Below are 16,771 nucleotides of genomic sequence, written 5' to 3' on the forward strand. Positions count from 1 at the left end.
ATTAAACCTGGTTCAGCCGTTGGGCGATAAAAGAGATCAGTTGGCGGGCAATCTTGCCCTTGCTGGTCTGGGCGAAAAGGGTGGCGTGCAGGTCGCGGTCGATCACGCTGCAGGCGTTTTCCTCGCTGTTGAAGCCGATGCTCGGGTTGGCGACATCATTGGCAACGATCAGGTCGAGGTTTTTGTCTTTCAATTTGCGTGCGGCGTAGTCCAGCAAATGCTCGGTCTCGGCGGCGAAGCCGACGCTGAACGGACGGTCTGGACGGGTGGCGATGGTGGCCAGGATGTCTGGGTTGCGCACCATTTGCAGGAGCAGGCCGTCGCCGCTTGTAGGGTCTTTCTTGAGTTTTTGCGGGGCGACCACTTCCGGACGGTAGTCCGCAACCGCTGCCGAGGCGATGAACAGGTCGCACGGAATGGCCGCCTCACAGGCCGCCAGCATGTCGCGGGCGCTGACTACGTCGATTCGCGTGACCCGATCGGGGGTCGGCAAATGTACTGGGCCGGTGATCAGGGTAACGCGTGCGCCTGCCTCGACCGCTGCTTCAGCCAGGGCAAAGCCCATTTTTCCTGAGCTATGGTTGGTGATGTAGCGCACCGGGTCGATGTTTTCCTGGGTCGGGCCGGCAGTGATCAGCACGTGCTTGCCGGTCAGGGCCAGGTGCTGGAAGCACTCGGCGGCGCATAGCGCCAGGTCGGTGGCTTCGAGCATACGGCCCATGCCGACGTCGCCGCAGGCCTGGCTGCCAGAGGCCGGGCCGAACACCTTGAGGCCACGGCTTTGCAGAAGCTGGGTGTTGGCCTGGGTGGCCGGGTCGCGCCACATGGCCTGGTTCATGGCAGGAGCAATGGCGACGGTGGCGTCGGTGGCCAGTACCAGCGTGGTCAGCAGGTCATCGGCGATGCCTTGGGCCAGGCGCGCGATCAGGTCGGCAGTGGCCGGGGCGATCAGGACCAGGTCGGCCCATTTGGCCAGTTCGATATGGCCCATGGCGGCTTCTGCCGCCGGGTCCAGCAGGTCCAGGTGAACCGGGTGGCCGGACAGCGCTTGCATGGTCAGTGGGGTGATGAACTCACTGCCGCCACGGGTCATGACCACGCGCACTTCGGCGCCCTGGTCTAGGAGCCTGCGAACCAGCTCTGCGCTCTTGTAGGCGGCAATGCCGCCGCCGACGCCGAGAACGATGCGTTTCCGATACAGACGCTGCATTGGTTTGCCTTTCCAGTTCAGTGATGCCAGTTCAGTGACGCATGCGATGACCCCTCCCCAGGTGAAATCGCACGCAAAAAAGAGGGCCTACGATAACACAGCGCCCGCCAGGCAACAGCGGCGCACATGCCATGGCGCGTATGGAGAGGGAGGTGGGATGAGTATTCGTGATTGGCCTGTGGCGGAGCGTCCACGGGAGAAACTTCTGGCGTGGGGGGCGGCGAGTCTGTCCGATGCCGAGCTGTTGGCGATTTTCCTGCGCACCGGGGTTTCCGGTAGAAGCGCAGTCGATCTGGCCCGCCACCTGTTGGCGCAATTTGGCGGGCTTCGCCCACTGCTGGAGGCCAGCCAGGCGCTGTTCAGCCAGCAATTGGGACTGGGGCCGGCGAAGTTTGCCCAGTTGCAGGCGGTATTGGAAATGTCCCGTCGCCACCTGGCCGAACGGCTGCGCACGGACTCAGTGTTGGAAAGCCCGGTGGCCGTCCGTGATTACCTCAAGGCACTGTTGCGCCATGAGCCCCACGAGATATTCGGCTGCCTGTTTCTCGACTCAAAGCATCGAGTACTGGGTTTCGAGGCGTTATGCGAGGGCACCATCGACACGGCGATCGTCTACCCTCGGCAAGTGGTCAAGCGTGCACTGGCGTACAACGCGGCGGCGTTGATCCTGTGCCACAACCATCCATCCGGGAGTGTGGAGCCCAGTGCAGCTGATCGAAAATTGACCAAGTTGCTGCAAAAGGCTCTGGAAGTGGTGGATGTACGGGTGTTGGATCACATCATCGTGGGGGATGGTGATCCACTGTCCATGGCCGAATATGGTTGGATGTAAGGTTCAGGGTTTTATGCTGACCTTGGAGTAGTCCTGGCGTCCAAACGGACTCACCTGATACCCCTCGATATTCTTGCGTGCCAGGGCAAATGCCGTCGGATGCGCCAGCGGCAACCACAACGCCTGCTGCTGGATCTGCGTCTGGGCCTGTTGGTACAACTTGCTGCGTACCCCTTGCTCGCTGGTGGTCTTGCCGGCGCTGATCAGTTTGTCCAGCGCTGGGTCGCAGTAGCGGGCGAAGTTCGTACCGGACTTCACTGCTGCACACGAGAACTGCGGGGTCAGAAAGTTATCCGGGTCGCCGTTGTCGCCGGCCCAGCCCATGAACAGCAGATCGTGCTCACCGGCCTTGGCGCGGCGAATCAACTCGCCCCACTCGATCACCCGGATTTCGGCCTGGATACCGACCTTCGCCAGGTCCGCCTGCAGCAGTTGTGCGCCGAGGTTCGGGTTGGGATTCAGCAGGCTGCCGGTTGGGCGTGTCCAAATGGTGGTCTTGAAACCGTCCTTGAGGCCTGCGCGCGCCAACAATGCCTTGGATTTGGCAAGGTCCTGTGGATAACCCGGCAACTCCTTGGCATAGCTCCACGTGTTCGGTGGATAAATACCATTGGCCGCTTCGGCGGTGCCCTCGAATACGGCCTTGAGGTAGCTGCCCTTGTCAAAGGCCAGGTTGATTGCCTGACGCACTTCGGGCTTGTCCAACGGTGGGTGCTGGCTGTTGATGGCAACGAATGCGGTCATGAAAGCGGCGGTCTTCTCCACCTTCAGCGCCGCGTCCTTCTCTGCTTCGCCCACATCCAGGGGTTTGGGCGACAGGGCGATCTGACACTCATCGCGGTGCAGTTTCTGCAGGCGTACATTGGCGTCCGGGGTGATGGCGAAGATCAAGTTATCCACAGCCGGCTTGCCAGCAAAGTAGTCCGGGTTGGCCTTGTAACGCACCACGGCATCTTTTTGGAAGCGCACGAACACAAACGGGCCAGTGCCTATTGGCTGGCTGTTGAGTTTCTCCGGTGTACCGGCCTTGAGCAGTTTGTCGGCATATTCCGCTGGATAGATCGATGCGAACCCCATGCTCAATGCCGCGAGGAACGTGGAGTCGGCGTGATCGAGGGTGAAACGCACGGTCAGCGGGTCAAGGGCGTCGATTTTTTTGACCAGCGTGGGCAATTGCAGTGACTGCGCATGGGGGAAGCCGCTTTGGGCGACCTGGTGCCAAGGGTTGGCCGGGTCGAGCATGCGTTCGAAGCTGAAACGCACGTCTTCCGCCGTCAGGGTGCGGCTTGGGGTGAAATACTCGGTGCGATGAAATTTCACGTCCGGGTGCAGCTTGAAGGTGTATGTCAGGCCATCCGGGGACACTTCCCAGCTGTCTGCCAGGCTTGGCACCAGCTTGCCGCTGACTGCATCGTAGTCCACCAGGCGATTCATCAGTACGTCGGCTGAGGCGTTGGTGGTAGTCAGCGAGTTGTACTGCACCACATCGAATCCTTCAGGGCTGGCTTCGGTGCAAACACTCAAGCTGGTGGCGGCAACGGCCAGCGGCGTAATAAATAGAGGGGCTAGCAATAGCGGTAGGGCAGCGAGGCGCATATTCGGTTTCCTGTGCAGATCGAAGGCCCATCTGCGAGTGCAGTCTGGAAAAAAGCCTACCGTAGTGGTCTGCCGGATAAATGACTAGCCCATTTTTGCCTGTGCTTTTGCCGCAAATGCTGTTTTGATGGCGCCTCGGCGCATTTCGCAGTGCAGTTCACCGGCACGCGGGCGTTGTAAATCATTTTGTGCGACGAGCGGTCGGCTATTGCAGCGGCCCCTGCTGGCAACGGTTCAGGCGTCCGATGCCAAGATTTAAGTCGGTAAAAACGCACGGGCTGTTGTTGCGCTGGGGTCTTTCTGGTATAAAGCAGCGCTCTTTTCTAGGGGCCCGGTTCCTTCGTTTGTAGGTGTAGCCGGTAAGACCCTAAAGAAACGCGGCGCCTGGCGCCAAATGACTGAGAGATTAAGCGGCCAACCCATGCCGGGTTGGGCATGTGGTTTTAGAGGGCTGAGGCATGTCGAGAGTCTGTCAAGTTACCGGTAAGGGTCCGGTGACTGGGAATAACATTTCCCACGCAAATAACAAAACCCGTCGTCGTTTCCTGCCGAACCTGCAGCATCACCGCTTCTGGGTTGAAGAAGAGAAACGTTTCGTCCGTCTGCGCGTATCTGCCAAAGGCATGCGCATCATCGACAAGCGTGGCATCACTGTCGTGCTGGCTGAATTGCGCCGCGCTGGCACAATCTAAGGAGCTATATCATGCGTGAATTGATTCGAATGATCTCTAGCGCCGGTACTGGTCACTTCTACACTACCGACAAGAACAAGCGTACTACCCCGGACAAGCTCGAAAAGAAAATGTTCGACCCGCGCGTTCGCAAGCACGTGATCTACAAAGAAGGCAAAATCAAGTAATTGATTTTCTTCCTTGTGAAAAAAAGCCCGTATCTCACGATCCGGGCTTTTTTTTGCCTGGGATTTTCCAATCAGGCTTTCTGTTCGAACACCACGTAGATCTTGCGGCACGGCTCCAGCACTTCCCAGGTGCCGCTGAAACCGGCTGGGATCACGAAACGGTCGCCGGCGCGTAAGGTCTTGGCGTTGCCATCGGCATCCCGCAATACAGAAACGCCCTGCACAATCTCGCAGTATTCATGCTCGGTGTAATGGACCTTCCATTGCCCGACTTCACCTTCCCACACCCCGGCGCTCATCTGTCCGCACGGACTGTTGTAGTGGTTGTAGAGGGTTTGTTCGGGATCGCCCTTGAGGATTTTTTCGGCGGCCGGGCGGTAGCGGTCGGGGGCGGTGTTGGCTTGGCTGAAGTCGACGATGTCCTGGATGCTCATGTGCGTGTCCCGTCTGGCCTGGGGTTGGAGAGCCCAAAGTCTATGTTTATTAAAATGAACATCGCAAGGGCGTTTACTGGCGTTATGTCAAATATATTGAAACACCCCCAGTCGCTGGTTTAGGGTGGCAGCTGCCTTGAGCCGAACAGCAGGCTGGCCGGGCAAGCATTCTTTGAGGCTGCCGGGGGACATCACCTGGCCCTTGTATTCAATAAGAGGAGGACACTCGCATGACCACCCTGACCCGTGCCGACTGGGAACAACGCGCCAAGGATCTGAAGATCGAAGGCCGCGCCTACATCAATGGCGAGTACACCGCCGCTGTTTCCGGTGACACTTTCGAATGCATCAGCCCGGTCGATGGTCGCCTGCTGGCCACCGTCGCCAGCTGTGATGTCGCCGACGCCCAGCGTGCCGTGGAAAACGCCCGCGCCACCTTCAACTCCGGTGTCTGGTCGCGTCTCGCGCCGGCCAAGCGCAAGGCCGCCATGATCCGCTTCGCCGCGCTGCTCAAGGACAATGCCGAAGAGCTGGCACTGCTCGAAACCCTGGACATGGGCAAGCCGATCAGCGACTCCCTGAACATCGACGTCCCCGGCGCGGCGCAAGCCTTGAGCTGGAGCGGCGAGGCCATCGACAAAATCTACGATGAAGTGGCCGCTACACCACACGATCAGTTGGGCCTGGTAACCCGCGAACCGGTGGGTGTGGTTGGCGCCATTGTGCCGTGGAACTTCCCACTGATGATGGCCTGCTGGAAACTCGGCCCGGCGCTGTCCACCGGTAACTCCATTATTCTCAAGCCGTCCGAAAAATCCCCACTGACCGCCATCCGCATCGCGGCCCTGGCTGTTGAGGCCGGTATTCCGAAAGGCGTGTTCAACGTGCTGCCGGGTTATGGTCACACCGTGGGTAACGCGTTGGCGCTGCACATGGACGTCGACACCCTGGTGTTCACCGGCTCCACCAAGATCGCCAAACAACTGTTGATCCGCTCCGGCGAATCGAACATGAAGCGCGTGTGGCTGGAAGCGGGCGGCAAGAGCCCGAACATTGTGTTTGCCGATGCGCCGGACCTGCAAGCGGCTGCCGAATCCGCTGCCGGAGCGATCGCCTTCAACCAGGGCGAAGTCTGCACCGCAGGTTCGCGCCTGCTCGTAGAGCGCTCCATCAAAGACAAATTCCTGCCGCTGGTGATCGAGGCCCTCAAGGGCTGGAAGCCAGGCAACCCACTGGACCCGGCGACTAACGTGGGTGCGTTGGTGGACACGCAGCAGATGAACACTGTGCTGTCGTATATCGAGGCTGGTCATGCCGATGGCGCCAAGTTGGTCGCGGGTGGCAAGCGCACCCTGGAGGAAACCGGTGGCACCTACGTTGAGCCGACGATTTTCGACGGTGTGACCAACGCAATGAAGATTGCCAAGGAAGAGATCTTCGGCCCAGTCCTGTCGGTGATCACCTTCGACAGCGCCGAAGAAGCTGTCGCCATCGCCAACGACACCATTTACGGTCTGGCTGCAGCCGTGTGGACAGCCGATATCTCCAAGGCGCACCTGACCGCCAAAGCCCTGCGCGCCGGCAGCGTGTGGGTCAACCAGTACGACGGTGGCGACATGACTGCACCGTTTGGTGGCTTCAAGCAGTCGGGCAACGGCCGTGACAAGTCGCTGCATGCGTTCGACAAGTACACCGAGCTGAAGGCGACCTGGATCAAGCTCTAAGCAACACCGCAGTCCAAATGTGGGAGCCGGCGTGTGTGGGGGCTGGCTTGCCTGCGATAGCATCACTGTGGTGTGGCTGACACACCGAGGTGCCTGCATCGCGGGCAAGCCCGGCTCCCACACAAGCTCGCTCCTACAGTTCGTTTACAACTCTCAAAATAATGATCCACAGGAGCGTGGAAATGCGTTGGGCGACTTATTTCGCCGTCCTGGCCTCGGTCCTGAGTGTCGGCCTGGCCCTGGGTGTCAGTATGCCGTTGGTGTCCCTGCGCCTGGAGGGTTGGGGCTATGGCAGTTTCGCCATTGGCGTGATGGCAGCGATGCCGGCCTTCGGCGTGCTGCTGGGGGCGAAAGTCTCCAGCCGCATGGCCTCATGGTTGGGCACCGCCAACCTGATGCGCCTGTGCCTGTGGGCGGGTGCGGTTTCCATCGGGTTGTTGGCGATCTTGCCCAGCTACCCGGTCTGGCTGGTGCTGCGCTTGATGATCGGGGTGATCCTGACCATCGTATTTATCCTCGGTGAAAGCTGGATCAACCAGTTGGTGGTGGAGCAATGGCGTGGCCGCCTGGTGGCTCTGTATGGTTGCAGTTATGCCTTGAGCCAGCTGTCGGGGCCGCTACTGCTGGGTGTACTGGGCACTGATCATGATTATGGCTTCTGGGTGGGTGTGGGTCTTTTGATGGTGGCGCCGTTGTTGCTGTTGAGGCGCTCCGGCGCACCCACGGCCGAATCTTTCAGCGTGACTTTCGGCGACCTGTGGCGCTTCTGTCGCAGCCTTCCGGCGATTGCCTGGGCAGTGGCGTTGTTCGCTGCGTTCGAAGCGATGATCCTGACGTTGCTGCCGGTATATTGCCTGCAACAAGGTTTTACCGCCGAGATTGCCTTGGCGATGGTCAGTACGGTGGTGGTCGGTGATGCGTTGCTGCAATTGCCGATTGGCGCGCTGGCGGACTATCTGCCGCGACGCACGCTGTTCTTGAGTTGTGCGGTGCTGTTGCTGGCCTCAAGCTTGGCGATTCCATTGCTGATGCATACATTGCTGATCTGGCCGGTGTGGGTGATCTTCGGCGCCAGTGCCGGTGGATTGTTCACACTGTCGTTGATCCTGATTGGCGAGCGCTACCGCGATGATGCACTAGTGCGTGCCAATGCCCATGTGGCGCAGCTGTGGGGTATCGGTTGCCTGATTGGCCCGTTGGTGGCGGGTGCCGGCAGCCAGTGGATCAGTGGGCATGCATTGCCGCTGCTGATGGCGGCTGGGGCGCTGGGCCTAGTGTTGCTGTTGTTGCGCCAAGGTGCATTCGGCGTCGCGCAGCCAGCCTGACCTAAAAATGTGGGAGGGTGTTTGCCCCCGATAGCGGTGGATCAGCCAGCACTTTTAGTGCCTGACACACTGTAATCGGGGGCAAGCCCCCTCCCACATTTGATCGATGGTGTTCTTAAAGCATGCGCTCCAGGCCCACATGGGTGGCAAACCAGGCATTAAAGCGCCGCCACCAACTGCCCGGCTCGTGGCTCAGCGTATGCATTTGGCCGTTGTCCTCGGTGACCCAGACTAACTGGCCGTCCTGTAACTTCGCCTGATAGCTCAAGGCTGGCGACATACCTTCCAACGCCAGGTTGCGCACGTGTTCCGCTAGCTCGGGGCTGTCCACCAGTACGCCGACTTCGGTGTTCCATAGCACCGAGCGCGGGTCGAAGTTGAACGAGCCGATAAACGATTTTCCCCGGTCAAAGATCATCGCCTTGCTGTGAAGGCTGGAGTCAGAACCGTGAAAAGTGCCCCGGCGAAACAGGTGCGGGCCACTGCCGCCGCTACCGGAGCCTGGCTGGCGGCGCAACTCGTAGAGTTTTACCCCATGTTCCAGCAGCGCCTTGCGATACGGTGCGTAGCCGCCGTGTACTGCGGGTACATCGGTGGCTTCCAGGGAGTTGGTGAGCAGGCTCACCGACACGCCAGCATCGGCACGGCCGGTCAGGTAAACCAGCCCGGGTTGGCCCGGTACGAAATACGCCGAGATCATCATCAGCTCATGGTTGACGCCTTTCAACTCTGGCGCCAGTTGTGTGGTGAGCAGCAAGCGCGGGTCCGGGTCGGCCTTGGCCAGCACCTTGCTCGGCGCGTCCCACAGCGCCTGGTTCCAGGCCCAGATCAGCTCGCGACGCCAAGTATCCATGCGCGGTTGGGTTTGGTAAGTGCGCAGGCGGTTATACAGGGCGTGATTCTGCTGGCGTGATTCGGCCAGCGAATCCTGCAGGCGTACGCGTGCCGCGGCCAAATCACTTTTGGACGGGTTGTTCGACACGAAGTCGTCGATGGGTTTGCTCAGGGCGCTGTTCCAGTATTGGTCAAAGCTATGCCCGAGCTGCTCAGCCACCGGCCCCACGCTGAGCATGTCGATATCGGTGAAGTTCAGGTTGGGTTCGGCGTCGAAATACTCATCCCCCAGGTTGCGACCGCCAACGATGGCCGCGCTGTTGTCCGCCAGCCACAGCTTGTTGTGCATGCGTCGGTGCTGCAGCGACAGGTTGAACAAGCGGCCCATGGCCCGCGTCACGCCGGTGCTGCGTCCCAGGTGCAGCGGGTTGAACAGGCGAATCTGGATCTGCGGGTGGGCGGCGAGGGTGGCGATGATCTGGTCGAGACCGTCGCTGGTGGTGTCGTCCAGCAGAATGCGAATGCGCACGCCACGATCAGCAGCCTTGAGCAGCTCATCCACCAGCATGCGCGTGCTGATGCCGTCGTGGACGATGTAGTACTGCAGGTCGAGGCTGCTTTGGGCGTTGCGGATCAACTCGGCGCGAGCCATGAAGGCTTCGCTGCTGTTGGGCAGCAGGCGAAAGCCGGAGCGGCCTTGGTAGGGTGCTGCCTGGGCCTGGATCGAGCGGCCAAATGACGATTGTGCGGCGGGCAGCGCGTCGCTGGGAATGCGTGGCACATCCACCGTGGCGCAGCCGCCCAGGGCCATGGCGGCGAGCAGGAAAAACGGTAAAAGCCGTCGAGTCATCAAAGGCGCTGCTTCCAGGTCAGGGCGGTTGTGGGCATATGACGGCTAATTCCGGGGAAAGATCAGTCTTCAACCTCGGCGAGCATCTTGATCGCCGCAGCGCCGACTTTGCGCACGGCTTCTTCAATCTGCGGGGTTGGCTTGGCGCCGTAGTTCATGCGCAGGCAGTTCCGGTATTTGCCCGATGCAGAAAAGATGCTGCCTACGGCCACCTGTACGCCTTGTTCCACCAGTACGCGATTGAGCTTGAGGGTGTCGAAGCCTTCCGGCAGTTCTACCCACAGCATGAAGCTGCCCTGGGGGCGACTGGCGCGGGTGCCGGCCGGGAAATAGCGGCTGACCCATTCGAGGATCAAGTCGCGATTGCGTTGGTATTGAGTGCGCATCCGCCGCAAATGCGGTTCGAAATGGCCATTTTTGAGGAATTCCGCGATGGCGATCTGCGGCTGTGTCGCCGTAGAGCCGGTGCTGATGTATTTCATATGCAGAACCCGGTCCAAATACCGGCCCGGCGCCACCCAGCCAATCCGCAGGCCGGGAGCCAGTGTTTTTGAAAAGGAACTGCAGAGCAATACGCGGCCATCTTCGTCGAAAGACTTGATGGTGCGTGGGCGCGGGTAGCTGTAGGCCAAGTCGCCATACACATCGTCTTCGATGATCGCCACGTCAAAGCGCTGGGCCAGAACCAGCAGCGCGCGTTTACGCGCCTCCGGCATGATGTAGCCCAGCGGGTTATTGCAGTTGGGGGTCAGTTGGATGATCTTGATCGGCCACTGTTCCAGCGCCAGTTCCAGGGCCTCCAGGCTGATGCCGGTGATGGGGTCGGTAGGGATTTCCAGGGCTTTCATGCCCAAGCCCTTGAGGGTTTGCATGGCGCCGTGGAAGCTCGGCGAGTCCACGGCAACGATGTCGCCCGGCTCGCAGATGGCGTGGATGCTGGCAGACAGCGCCTCATGGCAACCGGTGGTGATGACGATATCTTCGGCGGTGAGTTGGCAGCCCGAATCCAGCGACAACCGGGCGATTTGTTCGCGTAATTCCATACAGCCGAGGATGTTGTCGTAATACAACCCCGGCAGATCCTGACGACGACTCACGCGGGCCAGGCTGCGCAGCAAGGGCTTGAGGGTCGGTGACAATACATCCGGCATGCCACGGCCCATCTGTATGACATCTTTGCGTGGCACCGCGCGGATCAGTTCCAGGACCTGGTCCCACTGGGAGATTTCCACTGGTCGCTGGGCCGGGCGCCCCACCTCGGGCAGGGCCGGCAGCTCGCGGCCGACGGGCACGAAGTACCCTGATTTGGGCTTGGGCATGGCCAGGCCGTTGTCTTCCAGTACACGATACGCCTGTTGCACGGTGCTCAGGCTGACCCCGTGTTCCACACTCAGCGCCCGTACAGACGGCAGGCGATCACCCGGGCGGTAGAAGCCCTGTTCAATGCGAGTCCCCAGCAATTCGGCGAGGTTGACGTAAAGGGTCATGGCGGCCACTCCTGGGGACCAGTACAGATGTACCGAAAATACAGGATTCAAGGAGCTAAAGGCAGTGTCTGTATGGTTTTAATAAAGTTGAGTTGAATCTGTAATGGTTTTGCCTGCTCGTCGATCCTAGCCACTCATGGCAACAAGCAAATGAGGGGCAGCAAAATGAGCGGCATGAGCGATGTGCGGTTGACGCTACACAGTCAGGAGTTGGAAGCGGAGCAGGCAATGTCGATGTCGGCCCGTCACCGCTGGAACCTGTTCTGGCGCCATCGTCACACCCGCAAGGCCCTGTTGAGCCTGACCCCTGAGCAATTGCGCGATGTCGGGCTGACGGCGGAACAGGCGCGCCACGAAGGTTTGAAACCCTTCTGGCGCGGCTGACTCAGACCAGTTCTTTGAAGCGGTGCCAGAGCATCCCCAGCGCCAACAGCGGCGAGCGCAGATGCTTGCCGCCGGGGAAGGTGATGTGCGGCACCTGGGCGAACAGGTCGAAGCGGCCCTGCTGCTGGCCGCTGATGGCTTCGGCCAGCAGCTTGCCAGCAAGGTGCGTGGCGTTGAGGCCATGGCCGGCGTAGGCCTGGGCGTAATACACGTTGGGTTGGTCCGCCAACCGGCCAATCTGCGGCAGGCGGTTGGCACCGATGCCGATCATGCCGCCCCATTGGTAGTCGATCTTCACGTCGGCCAATTGCGGGAACACTTTGAGCATCTTCGGTCGCATATAGGCGCCGATATCCTGGGGGTCGCGACCGGAGTAGTGGCAAGCCCCGCCGAACAACAGGCGGCGGTCGGCGGACAGGCGGAAGTAGTCCACCGTTACCCGCTGGTCACACACGGCCATGTTCTGCGGCAGCAGACTGGCGGCCTGGGTTTCGCTCAACGGCTCAGTGGCGATGATATAGCTGCCGGCGGGCAGGACTTTGCCGCTCAACTGCGGATTCAGGCCATTGAGATAAGCGTTGCAGGCCAGCACCAACGTTTTGGCGCGCACGTTGCCTTGAGCCGTGTGCACGTTGACTTCAGGGCCGTAGTCGATGTGCGTCACTTCGGATTGTTCGAACAACTTCACGCCCAACTGCCTGGCGGCGGTCGCTTCGCCGAGGGCCAGGTTCAGCGGATGCAGGTGGCCGGAGCCCATGTCGATCATGCCGCCGACATAGCGCTCGGAGCCGATCACGCTGCTCATTTCGTTGGCTTGCAGCAGGCGCACTTCATGGCGATAGCCAAGGCTGCGCAGTTCTTCGGCGTCTTCGGCCAAGCCTTCCAGGTGGTGAGGTTTGTTGGCCAGGTCGCAATAGCCCCAGGTCAGGTCGCAGGGGATTTGATAGCGCTCGATGCGTTCGCGCACGATTTCCACGGCTTCCAGACCCATCAACTTCATTTGGCGCACGCCATCGGTGCCGATGACGTTGGCAAACTGGTCCAGGCCGTGGCCGACGCCGCGAATCAACTGGCCGCCGTTACGTCCGCTGGCACCCCAGCCGATCTTGCGCGCTTCCAGCAGCACCACGCTGAAGCCGCGCTCGGCCAGCTCCAGCGCGGTATTCAGCCCGGAATAACCACCGCCAATCACGCACACATCCGCACGCATTTCGCCGGCCAGCGCCGGGTAGTCGGGTTGCGGCACGCTGCTGGCAGCGTAGTAAGAGGTGGTGTGCCGGGCGCTGGCGGTCATGGGGAGCATCCCTGTTTGGAAAATTTGACGCAGGATACAGCGGTCGGGCGAAGCTGTCTCACCGGGGCTTTTTGCGGCAGAATCCACGCCTATTCGCCGTTCGGTACGTGTTTCGATGAGTTGCAACAGTCAGAAAATCAGCGCGCTGCGCAGGCAGATTCCTTCGTTCGAGTGCGTTCCCGGTTGCCACGACTGCTGTGGGCCGGTGACGACGTCGCCCGAGGAAATGTCGCGGCTGCCACGCAAGACCGCCGCTGAACAGGACGCAGCCATGGACGAGCTGAACTGCGTGCACCTGGGCCCTAACGGTTGCACGGTGTACGACGAACGCCCGCTGATCTGCCGGCTGTTCGGCACCACCAAGACCCTGCCGTGCCCGAATGGGCGGCGGCCGGTGGAACTGATTCACCCGCGGGTGGAGAAGCAGATCCACGAGTACATGGCGAGCACTCGGCAGGTACTGGTATAGCGTGTGTTCGCGGCAAGCCAGCTCCCACATTTGACCGAGTTGTGTCAGCTCAATCCGGGATCGGCAGGTTCAAGCTCTCTTTCACCTCTTCCATCACGATATAGCTCTTGGATTCCCGCACATGGGGCAGCTTGAGCAGGATATCGCCGAGCAATTTCCGGTAAGACGCCATCTCGGAAATCCGCGCTTTCACCAGGTAGTCGAAGTCGCCTGAGACCAGATGGCACTCCAGCACGTGGGGCAGTTTCAGCACGGCGCGGCGGAACTCTTCAAAGGTGTCGCCGGACTTGTAATCGAGGCTGATCTCGACAAATACCAGCAAACTGCCCTTCAAATGCTGCGGGTTGAGCCTCGCGTTGTAACCCATGATGATCCCTTCGCGCTCCAGCCGACGGACCCGCTCGGTGCACGGCGTGGTCGACAACCCGACTTTTTCCCCCAGCTCCGTGAACGAAATGCGCCCATCGGTTTGCAGGATGCGCAGGATGTTGCGGTCGATCTTGTCCAGCTCCCGCTTGGTCTGAGTGTTGGTACGCATAGGGGATACGCCTCTGTGAAAAGGGTTATTGCCGAGAATTGTCGCCAAATATAGGCAGTTATATAGTGAAATGCACTGGCAATTGCTTTTTATACTGCGCGCATCATTGCTCGAACAACACACGTCAGCGGTCAAGCCGCGATGAGGATATAAAAATGCGCGTTCTGGTCTTGGGTAGCGGCGTCATTGGGGTGACCAGCGCCTACTATTTGGCTCGGGCCGGCTTTGAAGTCGTTGTGGTCGACCGTCAGCCTGCTGCTGCCATGGAAACCAGTTTCGCCAACGCAGGCCAAGTCTCCCCTGGTTATGCTTCGCCTTGGGCTGCGCCGGGCGTACCGCTCAAGGCTATCAAGTGGTTGTTGCAGCGCCACGCGCCCCTGGCGATCAAGGCCACCGCCGATATCGACCAATACTTGTGGATGGCGCAGATGCTGCGCAACTGCACCGCCAGCCGTTACGCGGTGAACAAGGAGCGCATGGTGCGCCTGTCCGAGTACAGCCGCGACTGCCTCGATGAACTGCGCGCCGAGACCGGTATCGCCTATGAAGGCCGCAGCCTTGGCACCACCCAGTTGTTCCGCACTCAAGCCCAGCTCGATGGCGCCGCCAAGGACATCGCGGTGCTCAAGGAGTCCGGTGTGCCATTCGAGTTGCTCGACCGCGCCGGTATTGCACGCGTTGAGCCAGCCTTGGCCAGCGTTACGGATATTCTAGCCGGTGCCCTGCGCCTGCCGAACGACCAGACCGGCGATTGCCAGATGTTCACTACGCGCCTGGCCGAGATGTGCAAGCAACTGGGCGTCGAATTCCGTTTCGAACAAGACATCCAGCGCCTGGATTATGCGGGCGACCGTATCAACGGCGTGTGGATCGACGGCCAGCTGGAAACCGCCGACCGCTACGTGCTGGCTCTCGGCAGCTACTCGCCGAAGCTGCTCAAGCCGCTGGGGATCAAGGCACCGGTGTACCCACTCAAGGGCTACTCGCTGACCGTGCCGATCACGAACCCGGCGATGGCACCGACCTCAACCATTCTCGACGAGACCTACAAGGTCGCGATCACCCGTTTCGACAACCGCATCCGCGTCGGCGGCATGGCTGAAATAGCCGGTTTTGACCTGTCGCTCAACCCGCGTCGGCGTGAAACCCTGGAGATGATCGTCAACGACCTTTATCCTCAGGGCGGCGATTTGACTGAAGCCACGTTCTGGACCGGCCTGCGTCCGACCACACCCGATGGCACACCGATTGTCGGTGCTACCCCATTCAAGAACCTGTTCCTGAATACCGGCCACGGCACCCTCGGTTGGACCATGGCCTGTGGCTCCGGTCGTTTGTTGGCCGACCTGATGGCGAAGAAGACCCCGCAGATCAGCGCCGAAGGCCTCGATATTTCCCGTTATGGCAACCACCAGGAGTCCGCAAAACATGTCAATCCAGCGCCAGCTCACCAATGAGCGCATGAGCCAGATCGTCGTTCACAGCGGCACCGTGTATTTGGCAGGCCAAGTCGGCGACGACATGAGTGCCGGGATTGAACAACAGACCCGTGAAACCCTGGCCAATATCGAACGTTTGCTGGATTTGGCCGGCACCGACAAGACCAAGTTGCTGTCGGTGACGATCTACCTGAAAGACATCGACGCCGATTTCGCCGGCATGAACGCGGTGTGGGACAAGTGGCTGCCCAAGGGAGTTGCTCCAGCCCGTGCCACGGTTGAAGCCAAGCTGTGCGAACCGGAAATCCTGGTAGAGCTGTCCGTTGTGGCCGCGCTGCCTTAAATCAAGATCCCTCTCCCGGTGCCGGCGTTGTCGGTCGGTACCGGTTTTTCTTCACTCTGCCGCCTAGAAGCCTGCCGCCATGCGTCCTGCCCGTGCCCTGATCGATCTCCAAGCCCTGCGCCACAACTACCAATTGGCTCGTGAAGTCACGGGGGCCAAGGCCCTCGCCGTGGTCAAGGCCGATGCCTACGGCCATGGCGCCGTGCGTATGGCCCAGGTGCTGGAAGCCGAGGCCGATGGGTTTGCCGTGGCGTGCATCGAGGAGGCGCTGGAACTGCGCGCCGCCGGTATCCGCGCGCCGGTGCTGTTGCTGGAAGGCTTTTTCGAAGCCGACGAGTTACCGCTGATCATCGAGCATGATTTCTGGTGCGTGGTGCATTCGCTGTGGCAACTGGAGGCCATCGAGCAGGCCCGCTTGAGCAAGCCACTGACGGTCTGGCTCAAGCTGGATTCGGGCATGCACCGCGTGGGCCTGCACCCCAAGGACTATCACGAGGCTTACCAGCGCCTGCTGGCCAGCGGCAAAGTCGCCAAGATCGTGTTGATGAGCCACTTCGCCCGTGCCGATGAGCTCGATTGCGTGCGCAGTAATGAACAGGTTGCAGTGTTTGAGGCTGCGCGCCAGGGCTTGTCGGCTGAGGTGAGTCTGCGCAATTCGCCAGCGGTGATGGGCTGGCCGGGTGTGTCCAGCGACTGGGTACGCCCGGGCATCATGTTGTACGGCGCCACGCCGTTTGGTGAAGACCAGGCCATCGCCGCTCGTTTGCAGCCGGTGATGACCCTCGAGTCCAAGGTTATCTGCGTTCGCGAACTGCCGGCCGGTGAGCCGGTGGGCTACGGTGCCAAGTTCATCACGCCCAAGCCGATGCGCATCGGTGTGGTTGCCATGGGGTATGCCGATGGTTATCCACGTCATGCACCCACCGGCACACCGGTGTTGGTGGCGGGCCAGCGCAGCCAGTTGCTGGGCCGCGTCTCCATGGACATGCTGTGCATCGACCTGACGGATGTGCCCCAGGCCGGCCTTGGCTCGACGGTGGAGTTGTGGGGCAAGAATATCCTCGCCAGCGACGTCGCGACCGCCGCCGAAACCATTCCCTACCAGATTTTCTGCAACCTGCGCCGCGTTCCAAGGCTCTATTCCGGCGCTTGA

At 60.6% G+C, this 16,771-nt stretch carries 17 protein-coding genes; 10 read left to right on the top strand and 7 right to left on the bottom strand.

Translation table 11 applies throughout. The annotated features are described in order from the left end of the window. Position 1 precedes the first annotated feature (1 nt). Positions 2-1,210 (bottom strand): bifunctional phosphopantothenoylcysteine decarboxylase/phosphopantothenate--cysteine ligase CoaBC, encoded by a 1,209-nt coding sequence (coaBC, locus tag AC07V4_RS01420; protein ID WP_016970585.1) that lies wholly within the window; start codon positions 1,208-1,210, stop codon positions 2-4. A 157-nt stretch (positions 1,211-1,367) separates the two neighbouring features. Between coaBC and radC the strand changes: the two genes are divergently transcribed. Further along, on the top strand, positions 1,368-2,042 hold the full coding sequence (gene radC / locus AC07V4_RS01425) for a RadC family protein (RefSeq protein ID WP_492635104.1): 675 nt from the start codon (positions 1,368-1,370) through the stop codon (positions 2,040-2,042). Between the two features lie 3 nt (positions 2,043-2,045). Here radC and AC07V4_RS01430 read toward each other — a convergent pair whose 3' ends face one another. Continuing rightward, on the bottom strand, positions 2,046-3,638 hold the full coding sequence (locus AC07V4_RS01430) for an ABC transporter substrate-binding protein (RefSeq protein WP_492635103.1): 1,593 nt from the start codon (positions 3,636-3,638) through the stop codon (positions 2,046-2,048). Positions 3,639-4,096: 458 nt separating this feature from the next. Between AC07V4_RS01430 and rpmB the strand changes: the two genes are divergently transcribed. Together rpmB and rpmG are read left to right on the top strand one after the other, a co-directional pair. After that, on the top strand, positions 4,097-4,330 hold the full coding sequence (gene rpmB / locus AC07V4_RS01435) for a 50S ribosomal protein L28 (protein WP_010207494.1): 234 nt from the start codon (positions 4,097-4,099) through the stop codon (positions 4,328-4,330). An 11-nt stretch (positions 4,331-4,341) separates the two neighbouring features. Further along, entirely contained in the window at positions 4,342-4,497 is a 156-nt protein-coding gene (rpmG, locus tag AC07V4_RS01440) for a 50S ribosomal protein L33 (RefSeq protein ID WP_003176906.1), read from the top strand. A 71-nt stretch (positions 4,498-4,568) separates the two neighbouring features. Here the strand turns inward: rpmG and AC07V4_RS01445 are convergent, their stop codons facing one another. Beyond that, a complete protein-coding gene (locus tag AC07V4_RS01445) occupies positions 4,569-4,931 on the bottom strand; it encodes a cupin domain-containing protein (protein ID WP_492635102.1) in 363 nt (120 codons plus the stop codon). A gap of 230 nt (positions 4,932-5,161) precedes the next feature. Between AC07V4_RS01445 and AC07V4_RS01450 the strand changes: the two genes are divergently transcribed. Then, entirely contained in the window at positions 5,162-6,655 is a 1,494-nt protein-coding gene (locus AC07V4_RS01450) for an aldehyde dehydrogenase (protein ID WP_492635101.1), read from the top strand. Positions 6,656-6,837: 182 nt separating this feature from the next. Next, on the top strand, positions 6,838-7,980 hold the full coding sequence (locus AC07V4_RS01455; protein WP_492635100.1) for an MFS transporter: 1,143 nt from the start codon (positions 6,838-6,840) through the stop codon (positions 7,978-7,980). 115 nt (positions 7,981-8,095) lie between these two features. Here AC07V4_RS01455 and AC07V4_RS01460 read toward each other — a convergent pair whose 3' ends face one another. Further along, the gene (locus tag AC07V4_RS01460) at positions 8,096-9,664 is read right to left on the bottom strand and encodes a phospholipase D family protein (protein WP_492635099.1); all 1,569 of its coding nucleotides are present in this window, start codon (positions 9,662-9,664) and stop codon (positions 8,096-8,098) included. Between the two features lie 62 nt (positions 9,665-9,726). Then, positions 9,727-11,151, bottom strand: a complete 1,425-nt coding sequence (locus AC07V4_RS01465) for an aminotransferase-like domain-containing protein (protein ID WP_492635098.1) — start codon at positions 11,149-11,151, stop codon at positions 9,727-9,729. Positions 11,152-11,316: 165 nt separating this feature from the next. On the opposite strand from AC07V4_RS01465, the gene AC07V4_RS01470 reads away from it, so the two are divergent. Continuing rightward, positions 11,317-11,535 (top strand): DUF1127 domain-containing protein, encoded by a 219-nt coding sequence (locus tag AC07V4_RS01470; protein ID WP_431750283.1) that lies wholly within the window; start codon positions 11,317-11,319, stop codon positions 11,533-11,535. A 1-nt stretch (position 11,536) separates the two neighbouring features. Here AC07V4_RS01470 and AC07V4_RS01475 read toward each other — a convergent pair whose 3' ends face one another. Beyond that, positions 11,537-12,829, bottom strand: a complete 1,293-nt coding sequence (locus AC07V4_RS01475; RefSeq protein ID WP_492635097.1) for an NAD(P)/FAD-dependent oxidoreductase — start codon at positions 12,827-12,829, stop codon at positions 11,537-11,539. Positions 12,830-12,944: 115 nt separating this feature from the next. On the opposite strand from AC07V4_RS01475, the gene AC07V4_RS01480 reads away from it, so the two are divergent. Next, the gene (locus AC07V4_RS01480; protein ID WP_016975913.1) at positions 12,945-13,298 is read left to right on the top strand and encodes a YkgJ family cysteine cluster protein; all 354 of its coding nucleotides are present in this window, start codon (positions 12,945-12,947) and stop codon (positions 13,296-13,298) included. Positions 13,299-13,347: 49 nt separating this feature from the next. Here AC07V4_RS01480 and AC07V4_RS01485 read toward each other — a convergent pair whose 3' ends face one another. Next, positions 13,348-13,836 (bottom strand): Lrp/AsnC ligand binding domain-containing protein, encoded by a 489-nt coding sequence (locus tag AC07V4_RS01485; protein WP_003176896.1) that lies wholly within the window; start codon positions 13,834-13,836, stop codon positions 13,348-13,350. Between the two features lie 155 nt (positions 13,837-13,991). Here AC07V4_RS01485 and dadA point away from each other — a divergent pair, with 155 nt between their 5' ends. From dadA to alr, 3 genes are all read left to right on the top strand, one after another. Next, positions 13,992-15,293, top strand: coding sequence for a D-amino acid dehydrogenase (dadA, locus tag AC07V4_RS01490; protein ID WP_492635096.1), 1,302 nt, complete (start codon positions 13,992-13,994; stop codon positions 15,291-15,293). Further along, positions 15,265-15,618, top strand: a complete 354-nt coding sequence (locus tag AC07V4_RS01495; protein WP_034116404.1) for a RidA family protein — start codon at positions 15,265-15,267, stop codon at positions 15,616-15,618. Before dadA ends, AC07V4_RS01495 begins: the two co-directional genes overlap by 29 nt. A 79-nt stretch (positions 15,619-15,697) precedes the next feature. Beyond that, positions 15,698-16,771: an alanine racemase gene (gene alr / locus AC07V4_RS01500; RefSeq protein ID WP_492635095.1), complete on the top strand. Its 1,074-nt coding sequence runs from the start codon at positions 15,698-15,700 to the stop codon at positions 16,769-16,771.

This window comes from Pseudomonas sp. GW821-FHT03A09 (genome assembly GCF_059421065.1).

Coding starts and splice junctions, on each gene's coding strand:
- coaBC (WP_016970585.1), bottom strand. CDS start 1,210: ATGCAGCGTCTGTATCGGAAACGCATCGTTCTCGGCGTCGGCGGCGGC.
- radC (WP_492635104.1), top strand. CDS start 1,368: ATGAGTATTCGTGATTGGCCTGTGGCGGAGCGTCCACGGGAGAAACTT.
- AC07V4_RS01430 (WP_492635103.1), bottom strand. CDS start 3,638: ATGCGCCTCGCTGCCCTACCGCTATTGCTAGCCCCTCTATTTATTACG.
- rpmB (WP_010207494.1), top strand. CDS start 4,097: ATGTCGAGAGTCTGTCAAGTTACCGGTAAGGGTCCGGTGACTGGGAAT.
- rpmG (WP_003176906.1), top strand. CDS start 4,342: ATGCGTGAATTGATTCGAATGATCTCTAGCGCCGGTACTGGTCACTTC.
- AC07V4_RS01445 (WP_492635102.1), bottom strand. CDS start 4,931: ATGAGCATCCAGGACATCGTCGACTTCAGCCAAGCCAACACCGCCCCC.
- AC07V4_RS01450 (WP_492635101.1), top strand. CDS start 5,162: ATGACCACCCTGACCCGTGCCGACTGGGAACAACGCGCCAAGGATCTG.
- AC07V4_RS01455 (WP_492635100.1), top strand. CDS start 6,838: ATGCGTTGGGCGACTTATTTCGCCGTCCTGGCCTCGGTCCTGAGTGTC.
- AC07V4_RS01460 (WP_492635099.1), bottom strand. CDS start 9,664: ATGACTCGACGGCTTTTACCGTTTTTCCTGCTCGCCGCCATGGCCCTG.
- AC07V4_RS01465 (WP_492635098.1), bottom strand. CDS start 11,151: ATGACCCTTTACGTCAACCTCGCCGAATTGCTGGGGACTCGCATTGAA.
- AC07V4_RS01470 (WP_431750283.1), top strand. CDS start 11,317: ATGAGCGGCATGAGCGATGTGCGGTTGACGCTACACAGTCAGGAGTTG.
- AC07V4_RS01475 (WP_492635097.1), bottom strand. CDS start 12,829: ATGACCGCCAGCGCCCGGCACACCACCTCTTACTACGCTGCCAGCAGC.
- AC07V4_RS01480 (WP_016975913.1), top strand. CDS start 12,945: ATGAGTTGCAACAGTCAGAAAATCAGCGCGCTGCGCAGGCAGATTCCT.
- AC07V4_RS01485 (WP_003176896.1), bottom strand. CDS start 13,836: ATGCGTACCAACACTCAGACCAAGCGGGAGCTGGACAAGATCGACCGC.
- dadA (WP_492635096.1), top strand. CDS start 13,992: ATGCGCGTTCTGGTCTTGGGTAGCGGCGTCATTGGGGTGACCAGCGCC.
- AC07V4_RS01495 (WP_034116404.1), top strand. CDS start 15,265: ATGTCAATCCAGCGCCAGCTCACCAATGAGCGCATGAGCCAGATCGTC.
- alr (WP_492635095.1), top strand. CDS start 15,698: ATGCGTCCTGCCCGTGCCCTGATCGATCTCCAAGCCCTGCGCCACAAC.